Genomic DNA, 13,496 nt, shown 5'->3' with positions numbered 1-13,496 from the left:
CAGTAAAAATCCTAATAAATTACAGAGGACAAAAATCTGCTTTTCGTATACTCATGTTTTCGCAAGCAACTGATAGTAAAAGATTTATTTTTTTAATATCAAGCTGAATAGTTACCCATTGCCTTACTGCTTTGTTATCTGGGTGTTATGCTTCAAACCAGTTCGCTAGTTCCAGCCCTTGGAAGTCTAAAAAGTCTTGAATATTACGCGTCACTAAGGTCAGCTGATTGACCGCTGCAATGGCGGAAATTTCGCCATCGGCGTAGGCGGGTATATTATCCTTCGATTTCATAATACCCCTCTGGGCATCCCGTTTTACACAAGTCACTAAAAACGGCAACAGCCCTGCAATTTTACTTATCCGATATTTTTATCCTGAATACCGTTTTTATTTGTTGTCTAAAATTATGATTGAATATTTAGTAGGTTAATTAGATGTTAATTAACGCTTTTTTGTAGATTTGCCCGGCTTTGATAAATCCAGAAAGACGGCAAAATAGAGACTATTCATTGCTACATTGAATAGTTTCTTCTACGGTCACACTGAGTTTCTGATAAATTCCAAGGCATACGATAGACAGAGAGGAGAAAAAAATTAACAGAGCCGGGTAAATCAATAGGGCGATATTCTCGTTTCCCGCCTTAAAGATGTAAACCAAGCCTTCCATGCCGGCAGCGATGGAGATGATGACGAATATCTTAGTAATGGTTTTTCGGGCTTCCGACGGCGAACGGAGTTCTTTATTGCGGGTGACCTCTTCCTCGATCAGATATTTGGCGACATCCAGCACGGCGATTGAAATGATAATGGCTCCCACAGATTCCAGCATTTGCGTGATCAACAGGGAGAATTTCTTCAATGCCATGATAGTGTCGTAAATGGACCAGGCCATGATGGAAAAGGATAAAACGATTAAGCTGACGGCGGCAATCAAATACATCAATGAGGCGAATGATTCGAAAAATTTCATAATGGCTACCAATGAGTTGCTTTGCAGAGTGGCTAATTGCTTATTCCGTTGCTTGACAAAAAAACAATATTAAATTGTCATTAAAAGACGGAACAGTAAAATTGATCGAAATAAAATCCATATAAGCGCTTAGAAATAAGTCCTTTTGAAAAAATGCTCATCCAAGAGCACTAGATTCCGGCATTCCATGCCCGAATGACTGTGGATATTTACCACTGAATGGTTTAGCTGGCGCTTAAATTACTTTGGAATTATCAATTTATCGCAGCTTGCCAGCTGTCAGAAAACAGCAAGTATTCGGACAACCTGTGGTTAAAAATATATGGCAGCAATATCAGTTCGAGACTTCAACTATCTAATCGAATAACTCCGTTCTTTTCAAGCGATTTGACAAATTTAATGGAGACTGAGGATGAACCAATTTTTACAATCCTGGGCGGAATCATCTTTGACCAGTATCGGTTTGTTTTGGATGGCTCTCTGGGCGTTTGCGCTTGGTTATCTTATCTCAAGCTTGATTCAGGTAGTGGTCACTCACGAGCGTATGCAGGAAACAATGGGAGAAACCGGGATAAAGAGTGTAGTCATTGGTACTTTTTTTGGTTTCATTTCCAGCTCCTGCAGTTTTGCCGCCTTATCGACGACCCGCGCCCTTTTCCAAAGAGGGGCCGGGCTGGTTCCTTCTTTGGCTTTCATGTTGGCTTCGACCAACCTAGTAATAGAACTAGGCATCGTCATTGCGATTTTTCTCGGTTGGCAATTTGTAGTGGGGGAATATGTCGGCGGTCTTCTGCTTATCGGGTTCGCTTGGTTGTTCGTGGTGCTGACCAGACCGATCAAGATGGTTAAAGCCGCTCGTGAACATTTGGGCGCTAACCTCGATCACGGAACCGTCGCTTCTTCCAGCTGGACGGAGAAGCTTGCTTCACGTAAGGGCTGGCAACAAATCGGTATGAAGTACGTTATGGAATGGCGAATGGTTTGGAAGGATGTATTGATCGGTTTCACCGTCGCTGGCATTATTTCGGCATTCGTGCCGAATGCATTTTTTCAAACATTATTTATCGGTTCTGGCGGTAGGTATGCTCAAGATCCCGGTTTTATCGAGGTGTTTGCTCAGACATTAATTGGTCCTATCGCTGCATTTTGTACCTTTATAGGATCGATGGGCAACATTCCATTGGCGGCTATTTTATTCGATCACGGCGTCAGTTTGGCCGGGGTGATGGCTTTCATCTTTTCGGACCTGGTTGTATTTCCGATACTACGCATCAATGCACGCTATTACGGCTGGAGGATGGCATGGTACCTCATGGCCCTGCTGCTGACCTGTCTGGTTGCTGCCTCGCTGGTGCTGCACTATGGCTTCGCCGCTTTCGATCTTTTGCCGGATACGCGAAGCGCCGAAACAATTAATGAGCGTGCGTTGTTCAAGTTGAATTACGGGTTTGTCCTGAATTTAATCTTTCTCGCCATGAGCGGGATTCTCGGTTTGCTGTGGCGGCAAGGACGTGCCGAGAAGCAACATTCCCACGACCATGACGGCAATGAAACTTCAACGGGCGACAGGGTTCTGAAGGGGATTACGGTCATTGCGATCCTGTGGTTAATAGGTGGCGTGGTCATTAAGGTTTTTTCTGTCGGTTCAAGCTAATTCAACGCATTTACTGGATCGGAGCCCGACAATAACAATGCCTTTTTTATCGGCCTGACAAAACCCATCGCCGACTGAGACCGATTTGAGGCGCGCAACCATGCATTACCGAAAAAATGATTCAATCCGTTGAAGGATTGCGCATTGACACGAATTCCTCGGCAGTCGTCGGATGAATGCCGATAGTTGAGTCGAACACCGCCTTTGTCGCTCCCGCCCGGATCGCGATCGCCATACCTTGAATGATCTCGCCGGCATCGGCGCCCACCATATGTATCCCCAACACTTTACCGCTGCAACGCTCAACGACCATTTTCATCAGCGTCTTTTCGTCGAGTCCCGATAAAGAGTGTTTCATTGACGTAAATTCGGATTTATAAATATCGATATTCGGATAGCGATCTTTTGCCTCGTTTTCGGTCAACCCCACGGTTCCGATATTCGGTTGACTGAATACAACGGTAGGAATATTGTCGTAATCAACCGGCGCGGACTGGCCGGAGTATAAGAGGCTGACCAGCGCCATGGCTTCGGCTGTGGCAACCGGTGTTAAATTGAAACGGTCGGTGACGTCACCGAGGGCGTAGACAGAAGGAATGTTGGTTTGATATCGATCGTCTATTTTGACGGCTCCTTTGTCATCCAGCGCCACACCCAGCGTATCCAGTCCCAAATCCGCCGTGTTAGGTCGCCTGCCCGTTGCATACAATACCAGATCGGCGGCGATGGACTGGTCTTGTCCGGTATGTGCAAGCAAACCGTGATCGGTTTTTTCAATTCCGATGATTTGGGTGTTGAAACGTATATCAATGCCTTTTTTGCGCATTTCCTGAACCACAAACGTCCTGACGTCGTGATCGAATCCACGTAACAGTAACTCCCCGCGATAAGCCAAAGTAGTTTTGACCCCGAGACCCTGCATGATACCGGCAAACTCCAAAGCGATATATCCCCCGCCGACAATTAATAGGCGCTTCGGTAACCGGGCTAACGAAAACATCTCATTGGAAGTGACGATCCATTCTTTTCCCGGAATGTCGGGGATCCAGGGCCAGCCGCCAGTCGCGATCAAAATGCGTTCGCAATTGTACGTTCGCTCGCCGACTTGGACGGAATGCGCATCTATCAAACGGGCCCGGCCGGAAATTAATTGGACTCCGGAATTTTTCAGCAAATCCCGGTAAACATCTTGCAGGCGATTGATTTCACGGTTTTTATGCGCTATAAATCGCTGCCAATCGAATTGCGGATCGGCAATCGACCAACCATAGCCTCGGGCAGCGGTAAAATCATCGCGGAAACTCGAGGCATAGACGAACAATTTTTTAGGCACGCAACCGACATTGACGCAAGTACCGCCCAAATATCGATTTTCGGCAATCGCCACGCGGACCCCTCGCTCGCCGGCCATGCGCGCGGCGCGCACGCCGCCGGAACCGGCGCCAATGACGAATAATTGATAATCATAGCCAGGCATTGGGCTTCTCTTTATTTTTTAATAAAATGGGCCGGGTTGTCACACAGGCTCCGGTCACACAGGAATTAACGTTGCTTCAAGTATTCAAGCATGGTGACGGCGTCACTCACTTCGAAGGGATCTTCGGGGTGGTTGTCGGCCTTGCCCGGCTCGCTGAATAGCTTGACGATCTCGCCGTCTTCGACCAGCATCGCATAGCGCCAGGAGCGGTAGCCAAAACCGAAGTTCTCTTTTTTGACCAGCATACCCATACCACGAGTAAAGTCGCCGTTGCCATCCGGTAACAGTTTGACCCGTTCGATACCGAGATGTTTGCCCCATTGAAACATCGTGAAGGCGTCATTGACGCTCAGGCAATATATCTCATCGATGTCTCGCTCTATTAATTCAGCGTATTTGGCTTCGTAACCCGGTAAATGCGCGTTGGAACATGTTGGAGTAAAGGCACCGGGCAAGCCGAACATGACGATAGTTTTGCCTTTGAAAATATCGTTGCTGTCAACATCCTGCCAACGAAACGGATTGTCGCCGCCGATGCTCTCATCGCGGACCCGGCTCTTGAATACGACATTTGGTACGGTATTAGTCATAGTGACTCTCCAGTCAAAAGGCCATCATAGCCCACGGCCGGCATTTCGCCGCGTGGCGTGAAGCTGAAGACCTGATATAAAAAGTGATACAGGTGAATATTGATTGAAAGAATGCGATCGGACCCGGCATGAGAGCCAAGCACCATTTTTAACGGCAGTTAGGAAACTGACACATCAATTACATTAAGAAATATCAATACAAAGGCTCGGTAATATTGCTATCGGCTGGAGCTTCTGTCCGACGTTCCAGCCGATGGCCACCCGATTTGAAACTTGTTAATTAATGCGGCTTATTTTTCACCGGAATCGAATTCCGTTTTAGCTTTGCTCCAGGCGTCATTGAGTTTCTGGTAGGCCTTGGAAAAGCCTTCTTTCATATGATCCCAGGCGCTCGCCGAGCTATTTTTCAAACTACCGAAACTTTCCGCCAATTCAATACGTTGTTGACGCAATGCCCGCATAGTGGAACGTGCTTTTTTTCGCGCGGTTTCATCCATTTCATCCCATTTATTGTCGATACGGGTTTCGAGTCGATCCATCCGATGGTCGAGCTGAATCATTGCTGCGGTCGTTTTTTTGATCGCTTCCTCTCGCTTGTCGTTGCCATATTGTTTCAATGTGCTCAACAACTCTTTGGTTTGCTGATTAACATCTTTAATAGTGGTTTCATCGTTGCTCGATTTTGCATGACCGACTTGAATGAAATTCATCAAGGAGGCCAAAAAAATGGCGGTGAAATAATGTTTTTTCATGTTGTTCCCTCGATTCTGCTCATGTTCAAACGTCAGTAAAATTGATATTCAGTGCCGGCATGCCGGAGGCAGCTAGAATTTATCCGCAGCAGATTTCAATGCATTGTCGAGCGAATTCCAGGCCGATTCGGCGCCCGTTTTTATATCTTCCCAAGCTTCTTCACTGGCATTTTCTACTTCTCCGAGTTTGCTGACGAGTTGGTCGCGTTGGGCTTTAATCACCTCGATTTCTTTCTGATGTTCGATACGCACATCGGCTTCGGCTTCCTTCGCTTTGGCTTCCAGTCTATCGATGTCGGCGTTCCATTGATCGAGCTGGGCTTTGATCTTGGCTACGTATTGATCACGATTACTCATTGTGATTCTCCTGTTCTAGATTATATATGGATCAGCTAAAAGGACTGACGACTTGAGAACGATACAAGACTCATGAGCCGTTGGGGTTTCGTTCTCATATACGGTTGTCGATTAAACAGCTCGCAAATGTTTGCGAACCGTCCATTGCTTTAATCAAGGTTTTCAGTTTGATACATAAGTTTCCTCCTATTGGCATTGTCGAAGTGTAGGTCTCAGTTTACACGCGCTCTGTTAGTTCAATATTGCGGCTATGTAAGTGCCGGGTAAGAATTTTGTTACCATTGTGTAATAATTATGCTAATGTCCGTGCAACGATTACAGTTGCTCGAACCCAAATGAACAGCAAAGCCACCATTTTGCTCGTCGATGATGATGAAAAAACCCAGGCAGCGGTGATTGATTATCTGCAGGCGGAAGGATATGCCATTATTCTCGTACGTTATGGGCAGAAGGTCCTTTCCGAATTTGAAAGGGTTTGTCCCGATCTGATTCTTCTCGATGTGGTTTTCCAGGATGAAGACGGGGTTGCGCTAATCAATCAAATCAGGTCCCGTACGGCGTCTCCGATCCTCGTTATCAGCGAAAAGAAGGATCTCATGGACAAGGTTGTAGGGCTGGAAATGGGGGCCGATGATTATATAGAAAAGCCCTTCGAAATGCGCGAGTTGTTGGCCCGGATCAAGGCGAATTTACGTTTGGTCAGAGCGGTCGAGAAACAGGCGCAAAAGGAGTCCGCCCCAAAAAAGGCTTCCATCCTGCATTTCGGGCATTGGTATCTGGATTTGGAGCGTCATGAATTGCTGAATGAAGAGAGACAACCGATCGATCTGACTCCGGGGGAAATTGAAATGCTTAAAGCCTTCGTCATGTCCCCGGGGAAGGCGCTCAGCCGCGATCATCTGTTCGACCTGACGCGCGATCGGGGTTATGAAGGGTTCGATCGTGCGGTGGATGTGCAAATTTCACGGATTCGCAAAAAAATCGGCGATGACAATCGCGATCGACCCTACATCAAAACCATTCGTGGTGTCGGTTATATGTTGGATGCCGACATAACCGTCATTGAATGAATTGGAGATCGCTGAAAGTAGGAAGATATCTTAGAAAAATAAGCAATCCACACTTGTCGACGCCTATTCAACCGTATGAAACGTAAGCGGACCCGCCCGTCAGGTGCGTCCCGTATCCAGTCGCGTAGTTATCCATTCGGATCGGCGGATAACACGATATCCAGATTCTCGATAGTTGTTTGACTGATCGAACTCAGGGCTGCAGACTCGATTAAAAAGTTCTGTAAACCGTGCTCGGCTCGTTGTTCGAGATTGTAATACGAGGATAATGTAGGTTGCGGGTCGGCATCGACAAGCAGTACGCGATAGCCGAAATCCATTAGAATGCCACCAAGAAAGGATAATTCATGCCTTTTTCGGGGAACAACGTCACTATAAATTACTAGAATTTTTACTGAATTCCTTGTAGAATTACCGGTCTATTCGCTGGTGTAGCTCAGTTGGTAGAGCAGCTGATTTGTAATCAGCCGGTCGCGGGTTCGAGTCCCATCACCAGCTCCATATATCTAAAGGCCTGTAGCGGTTTCGTTACGGGCCTTTTTTATTGCCTTGCGTTTTTTAGTCAATGACTATGCACAATGACGGTGCGATTCGGAATTTGTTGTACTTTAAGGACTGCCTGCTAGCAACATCGCTCCGACAAACAACCGTAAGTCATTGATTTTCAGTTGAAACACCCATTCTGTATAAATTGTAATCAATTTGACACAATTACAGAAAAATCACGCATTTGAATGTCTTAATAACGACTTACTCACAGAGTTATACACAGGTTTTGTGCATATCTTTTTATAAACCGTATAGTCATCCACTACCCAACAAATCTAAAGTTGGATTGAATTGCGGAAGCACAGGCTCCCCCTTTGCAATACCTCTCGACAACTACAGAAAGTATCATCTGAAAACCAGATCAATACGTTCAATTACCAATTTCTACCATGACAACGTCCACATGGAACAACGTCCCAATGGTCGAAAACTGGACCACCATCGATAAAGAACATTCGGACTATTACTTTCAATTGCACGAAATCATCGGCCGAATAGATTATTCATTTTTCTTTTTCACTGCTTAATCGGTTGAGGATATCCGGCACGAACCTTTCGGAGAAACCGGCAATGAATCCCCAGACTATCGCCTTGGCATTTGCCGTCGGGCCATTGGGCGCCCAGTTGCTGACAAAGCCATGAAAATCCGCACAGGACTGATTCAAAGCGCAATGAAACTCGGGAAATAAATCTCCTTTCAACAGACCGGCCGCGAATACCGGATAAAGGATAACCGCGCCAATCATACCTACCAAGGCAGGCACCAAGGAATAAGCCGCGACATAAAAATTCATGCGTTGAAATAACTGGACATATTGGCGTCTCGGAAAGATATCCTGAAAACTGTATAGCCGCCGAAGACTGCTCACGAAGCCTCCGCCTGCGCCGGCAACAATAACGGCCACCAATATGGTGACACCTCCACGCCCGGTCTTATCAAAGTAAAGCACCAAGGCGAGAAAACCGACCCCGATGATCAAAGTCGAGATAAAAAGCCACATGACCAGAAGACGGTGGGCATCAAGGGCTTCCTGGTCGAGTTTTAAGGACCCTGAACGGGTGTCTTGATTATGCTGATTCTGCATTGTATACCTCGACGTTGAATCGAATTATTTACCGCCGACAAGGCGACATTGCTATTTGGAATCAACAGCGCCCCGGCCGGGTCAGTAAGTCACTCTGAACGAACGTTCAAAGATTCCGCATTTGAGACAGTCGGCTAGGAAAAACTGTCACCGGTAATACTGTCATACCAGTCCAAAGCATAACGGGATTCCAAATACAATGATTGCGGATCGGTATGCTCCGAGACTCCCCCTGCGCCTTCTACCGGCGCAATTTCCCCGGCTGATTTCAGCTTATAGACCATCGCAACGGAAATGCCATGCCTAGGCGTGATCAAACTGTAACACGTATTGATCCAGGCCGGTTTCAATGGTTCTTGTTGATTCAACAAGTTCACCACTGCCAGGGCGCAGACCTTGGCTTCCGAATTGGCGGCGAAGGCCGATTTAGGAACCGGTTGCTGAATCGCCGCATCGCCGATGACGTGGATAGCGGGTCGCAAAACCGATTCGCAACTGATTGGTTCCACCGGGCACCAGCCGCTGTCATCGGTCAAGCCGGCCTGGTGAGCGATCGCCCCGGCTTTTTGCGGCGGAATGATATTCAGCACGTCGGCTTTGATGTGATCGCCAAAATCGGTCTGTAATGTCTTGCGTTTCGCGGCCAAGGAGACAACGGGATTATCGGCGATGGACTGCCATTCGATCAGACTCTGGTTTGTCCCGTAGCCATAATGCAGTTGCCAGCCTTGTTCGAATAAAGCTTGTTTGGAAAACCCGCGTTTATGATCGACGATCAAAATTTTGGCTTGCGGTTTGTGCTGCTGGCAATAATACGCCAGCATGCTGGCTCTTTCATAAGGGCCCGGCGGACAACGAAACGGATTGGCTGGCGCGGAAATAACGATTGTGCCGTTTGCCGGCATCGCCCTCACCTGGTTGAATAAGGTCAATGTTTGCGGTCCTGCTTGCCAGGCATGTGGAATATAGGTAGAGACGTCCGCATCGTAACCTTCTATCTCCTCCCAACGGAAATTGATACCCGGCGCCATGATCAGGCGATCGTAATGCAAACAGTCGCCTCGACTAATTTCAACCCTCCGGCGCTCGGCGTCTACGACCGTGACTCGATCATGTATGACGTCAATGCCGTAATGCGTTGCTAATTGTTGATAACTGAACGTCAAAGAAGCCATGCCGCGCAAGCCGCCCAACACCCAGTTACTAGCCGGACAGGTGATGTAATGTTTTTTCGGCTCGATCAATGTCACCTTGATCGAATCATCCAATTGGCGGATATATTTTGCGGCAGTTGCCCCGCCGAAACCGCCCCCGATAACGACGACATGAGCCTTAGCCTGTTGCTTGACACCAGCCTTGCGACAACCGCCCAAACCAGAAGCGAGCAAGACCCCGCCGGTTTTGATGAACTCTCTTCTGGAAATCATGATTATTACCTTTCCGCTGCAAGATATTCGGCGACGGCTTGTATTTCCTGGTCGCTAAAACCTCTAGCCAGCCGACCCATGACGGTAGACTTTCGCCGTCCGGATTTAAAATCCAATAATCTCCCCCTTATTTGTTCAGCAGACAAGGCATGCAGATTGGGAATGGCCATGCCGATACCCGAATGGCAATTGCGGCAGCTTAACGCAATCAATTGAGGGGCAACCTCAGCCGAAGCCATGGAGGAAATACCTATCAATAAAATTGATGCCAATAACAGTTTCATCGAAATTACCGAGAGTGCATTATCGATTGACTAAAGGCAGCCCCTAATAATTCAAAATTTGGCAATTTTGATATGTATAAGCTATTGAAAATATAGGATGGCCAAATTCGCATAACGTTATTTTTAGAGACCGCCTAAAGTTTTGCTTCGCCAGCCTTCCTTTGCCGAAAAGTCTCGTAAAGCATGACGCCGGCGGCTACCGAAACATTGAGACTTTCCACTTGTCCGGCCATCGGAATTTTAAGCAAAAAATCACACTGTTTCTCGGTGAGCTGGCGCATGCCGCCCCCTTCGGTTCCCATCACGATCGCCAGCGGCATGTTCAGGTCGGCTTCGTATAACGATTGCGTCGCCGCCCCGCTCGTTCCCACGACCCAGATGCCTTGCTCTTTTAACCAGCGCAGCGTTCTGGCCAGATTGGTGACTTGATAAACCGGCACCGTTTCCGCCGCGCCGCTGGCGACTTTGCACACAGTAGGCGTGATGCCCGCCGCGTTATCTTTGGTAACGATGATACCGTGTATCCCGACCGCATCGGCGGTGCGCAGACAAGCTCCCAAATTATGCGGGTCCTGTACTTGATCGAGCACCAGAAACAAAGGCATGTCGTTTAAATCAACGACCGCTTGCTTAAGCTGATCTTCGCTGCGCACCGAGGGCATTTCGATTTCGACGACAATCCCTTGATGATTCTTGCCGTCCGCCAGGCGATCCAGTTTCCTGCGCTCGTTTTTTTCGACCGCGATCCCCAAATCGGCCAGCTCATTAATCAAGTGCTGCAATCGCCTATCCTGACGCTGGGCATCGATCCAGCCGCGCTGAATCTTCTTGGCGGAATAGTCGAGCGCCGCCTGTACGGCATGAATGCCGTAGATTTTGGTTAAACTCATGAACGCTTTTTGCTTTTCTTTTTGGTTTTGGTGGATTTTTTAGCGCCGGATTTCTTCTTGAAGACGTTTGATTTGGCGGATTGCGTCAATTCGAAGTCTATTTTCTTTTCGTCCAGATCAACACGCACCACTTTGACACTAACCTGATCTCCCAAACGATAGCGTATGCCGGTACGCTCGCCGTACAAGTGATGGCTGGTCGCGTCGAAATGAAAATAATCCTGCGGCAACGTCGAAATATGCACCAAGCCTTCGATGTAAATATCCTGCAATTCCACAAACAAGCCGAAGCCGGTCACGGCGGAAATCAATCCCGCGAATTCCTCGCCGACCTTGTCCATCATATATTCGCACTTCAGCCAAGTGACCACGTCGCGCGTTGCTTCGTCGGCGCGGCGCTCGTTCGCGGAACAATGTTCGCCCAGCACGACCATGTCGGGAAAACCGTAATGAAACGATTCCGGGGTTTTGCCTTGCAAACAATGGCGTATCGCCCGATGCACCAACAAATCGGGATAACGCCGGATCGGCGAGGTGAAATGGGCGTAAGCGTCGAGAGCCAGGCCGAAATGCCCCTTGGTTTCCGGGCTATAAACGGCTTGCGACATCGAGCGTAACAGTACGGTCTGGATCAAATGAGCATCCGGACGGTCATGCACTCTCTCCAATAGTTGCATGTAATCCAACGGCGTCGGCTTAGCGCCTCCATCTAAATGCAAGCCCAACTCGCCGAGGAAGGTACGCAAACTCAATAACTTTTCCGTACCCGGCCCTTCGTGGATACGTAAAAGGCGCGGCATTTTCCTGCGATTCAAAAAACGCGCCGCGCACGTATTGGCGGCAATCATGCACTCTTCGATCAGTTTATGCGCGTCGTTTCTTTCTCTCGGCACAATCTTATCTATTTTGCGCTCTTGGCCGAAGATGATTTGGGTTTCCTGGGTATCGAAATCCATGGCGCCGCGCAGTTCCCTTTGTTGCCTCATGGCTTGATATAAAGCGTATAGCTCCTGGAGATGAGGCAGTAATTGCTTATATTTCTTCGCCAGCCTTTGATCGCCGTCAACCAACATCTTGGCGACATCGGTGTAAGTCAGGCGGGCATGGGAGCGTATCACCGCCTCGAAAAAGCGGGAGCGAATGATGTTGCCTTCGCCATTCAAATACATCTCGCACACCATGCTCAGTCGATCCACTTCGGGATTCAACGAACATAACCCGTTGGATAAAATTTCCGGCAGCATCGGAATAACGCGTTCGGGGAAATATACCGACGTGCTGCGTTTTTTCGCCTCCGCATCCAAGGCCGTATTCACTTTGACATAATGCGAAACGTCGGCGATCGCCACTAGCAACTTCCAGCCTTTCGGCGTCTTCTGGCAATACACGGCGTCGTCGAAATCGCGCGCGTCCTCGCCGTCGATCGTCACTAACGGCAGATGCCGAATATCGGTGCGATCCTGTTTGGCCTTTTCCGGCACCTGGTCGGTCAAGGGGGCGATCTCGTCCAATAACTCCTGAGGCCATTCATGCGGCAGTTCATAGGAACGAATGGCCACCTCGATTTCCATGCCAGGGGCCATATGTTTGCCGAGTACTTCGATAATTTTTCCGATCGGTTGGCTATGCTGCGTCGGTTGCTCGATAATCTCGGCGACGACAATCTGGCCTTTTTTCGCCCCGTTGACTTCCTCTTTCGGAACCAAGATTTCTTGACAAATCTTGTTGTTGTCGGGAACGACGAAGGCGACGCCCTGCTCCTTGAACAAACGTCCCACCACCTGATGGGTATTGCGCTCCAGCACATCGACCAGCGCCCCTTCCCTACGTCCCCGCCTGTCGATGCCTGAAACGCGCCCCACAATCCGGTCGTTCGGCATCAACGACCGCATTTCCCTGGGCGACAGGAACAAGTCATCCGAACCGTCATCGGGCTGTAAAAACCCGAAACCATCTGGATGCCCCAGCACCCGACCGGCAATCAAATCCTGGTTATTGACGACACAGTATTTCTGCCGACGATTGAACACCAGCTGTCCGTCGCGCTCCATTGCCCGCAAACGCCTCCGTAGCGCTTCCAATCGTTCATCCGTATGCAGGCCAAATTTATCCGCGATCTGCTTGCGGCGCAGCGGCTTTCCTTCTTGTTTCAGCAATTGTAGGATCAATTCCCGACTCGGAATCGGGTTTTCGTATTTTTCCGCTTCGCGTTGCGCGAAGGGGTCATCGTAAGTATTTAAATCAGTTCCCTGATCGTTTTTATAAGTCATTTATATTTTTACTGTTTCTATATTTTTGTAATCGTGTTGAGTATAACCCAGAAATCTGATATTGATGCCATCCGGACATAAGATAATCCAGTTTGTAGGCCCTAACAATACGACTCATTT

The 13,496-nt window shown here is 48.3% G+C and carries 14 protein-coding genes and 1 tRNA gene; 3 read left to right on the top strand and 12 right to left on the bottom strand.

Going from position 1 to position 13,496, the window contains the following annotated elements; translation table 11 throughout:
• Positions 1–145: 145 nt before the first annotated feature.
• The gene (locus EP25_RS23370) at positions 146–292 is read right to left on the bottom strand and encodes a PIN domain-containing protein (protein WP_160172677.1); all 147 of its coding nucleotides are present in this window, start codon (positions 290–292) and stop codon (positions 146–148) included.
• Between the two features lie 211 nt (positions 293–503).
• Entirely contained in the window at positions 504–971 is a 468-nt protein-coding gene (locus tag EP25_RS0101050) for a hypothetical protein (RefSeq protein WP_031432196.1), read from the bottom strand.
• A gap of 412 nt (positions 972–1,383) precedes the next feature.
• Here EP25_RS0101050 and EP25_RS0101045 point away from each other — a divergent pair, with 412 nt between their 5' ends.
• A complete protein-coding gene (locus tag EP25_RS0101045) occupies positions 1,384–2,625 on the top strand; it encodes a permease (RefSeq protein ID WP_031432195.1) in 1,242 nt (413 codons plus the stop codon).
• A gap of 121 nt (positions 2,626–2,746) precedes the next feature.
• Here EP25_RS0101045 and gor read toward each other — a convergent pair whose 3' ends face one another.
• From gor to EP25_RS0101025, 4 genes are all read right to left on the bottom strand, one after another.
• Positions 2,747–4,102 carry a glutathione-disulfide reductase gene (gor, locus tag EP25_RS0101040; RefSeq protein WP_031432194.1) on the bottom strand — a complete coding sequence of 452 codons (1,356 nt, stop codon included), beginning with the start codon at positions 4,100–4,102 and terminating at the stop codon, positions 2,747–2,749.
• A gap of 65 nt (positions 4,103–4,167) precedes the next feature.
• Positions 4,168–4,692, bottom strand: a complete 525-nt coding sequence (locus EP25_RS0101035) for a peroxiredoxin (protein WP_031432193.1) — start codon at positions 4,690–4,692, stop codon at positions 4,168–4,170.
• A gap of 290 nt (positions 4,693–4,982) precedes the next feature.
• Positions 4,983–5,444 (bottom strand): sll1863 family stress response protein, encoded by a 462-nt coding sequence (locus EP25_RS0101030; RefSeq protein WP_036300079.1) that lies wholly within the window; start codon positions 5,442–5,444, stop codon positions 4,983–4,985.
• A 72-nt stretch (positions 5,445–5,516) separates the two neighbouring features.
• Positions 5,517–5,801, bottom strand: coding sequence for a sll1863 family stress response protein (locus EP25_RS0101025; protein ID WP_031432191.1), 285 nt, complete (start codon positions 5,799–5,801; stop codon positions 5,517–5,519).
• Positions 5,802–6,136: 335 nt separating this feature from the next.
• Here EP25_RS0101025 and EP25_RS0101020 point away from each other — a divergent pair, with 335 nt between their 5' ends.
• Positions 6,137–6,871 (top strand): winged helix-turn-helix domain-containing protein, encoded by a 735-nt coding sequence (locus EP25_RS0101020; protein WP_031432190.1) that lies wholly within the window; start codon positions 6,137–6,139, stop codon positions 6,869–6,871.
• Between the two features lie 128 nt (positions 6,872–6,999).
• On the opposite strand, the gene EP25_RS0101015 is transcribed toward EP25_RS0101020, so the two are convergent.
• Positions 7,000–7,197, bottom strand: coding sequence for a ParA family protein (locus EP25_RS0101015; protein ID WP_268745431.1), 198 nt, complete (start codon positions 7,195–7,197; stop codon positions 7,000–7,002).
• Between the two features lie 99 nt (positions 7,198–7,296).
• On the opposite strand from EP25_RS0101015, the gene EP25_RS0101010 reads away from it, so the two are divergent.
• A tRNA-Thr gene (locus EP25_RS0101010) sits at positions 7,297–7,372 on the top strand.
• Between the two features lie 551 nt (positions 7,373–7,923).
• Here EP25_RS0101010 and EP25_RS0100995 read toward each other — a convergent pair.
• The 5 genes from EP25_RS0100995 to rnr all read right to left on the bottom strand — a co-directional run bounded on the left by EP25_RS0100995 (position 7,924) and on the right by rnr (position 13,376).
• The gene (locus tag EP25_RS0100995; protein WP_031432188.1) at positions 7,924–8,505 is read right to left on the bottom strand and encodes a hypothetical protein; all 582 of its coding nucleotides are present in this window, start codon (positions 8,503–8,505) and stop codon (positions 7,924–7,926) included.
• 134 nt (positions 8,506–8,639) lie between these two features.
• Positions 8,640–9,932: an NAD(P)/FAD-dependent oxidoreductase gene (locus EP25_RS0100990; RefSeq protein WP_036300076.1), complete on the bottom strand. Its 1,293-nt coding sequence runs from the start codon at positions 9,930–9,932 to the stop codon at positions 8,640–8,642.
• Positions 9,933–9,937: 5 nt separating this feature from the next.
• Entirely contained in the window at positions 9,938–10,216 is a 279-nt protein-coding gene (locus EP25_RS0100985) for a c-type cytochrome (protein ID WP_031432186.1), read from the bottom strand.
• Between the two features lie 134 nt (positions 10,217–10,350).
• Positions 10,351–11,106 carry a 23S rRNA (guanosine(2251)-2'-O)-methyltransferase RlmB gene (gene rlmB / locus EP25_RS0100980; protein ID WP_031432185.1) on the bottom strand — a complete coding sequence of 252 codons (756 nt, stop codon included), beginning with the start codon at positions 11,104–11,106 and terminating at the stop codon, positions 10,351–10,353.
• Positions 11,103–13,376, bottom strand: coding sequence for a ribonuclease R (rnr, locus tag EP25_RS0100975; RefSeq protein WP_031432184.1), 2,274 nt, complete (start codon positions 13,374–13,376; stop codon positions 11,103–11,105). The genes rlmB and rnr overlap by 4 nt, the downstream gene beginning before the upstream one ends.
• Between the last annotated feature and the right edge of the window lie 120 nt (positions 13,377–13,496).

This window comes from Methylomarinum vadi (genome assembly GCF_000733935.1).
GTDB classification, from domain to species: Bacteria; Pseudomonadota; Gammaproteobacteria; order Methylococcales; family Methylomonadaceae; genus Methylomarinum; species Methylomarinum vadi.
Note: the sequence above shows the minus strand (reverse complement) of the source record. Positions and strands in the feature narration are given on the sequence as shown.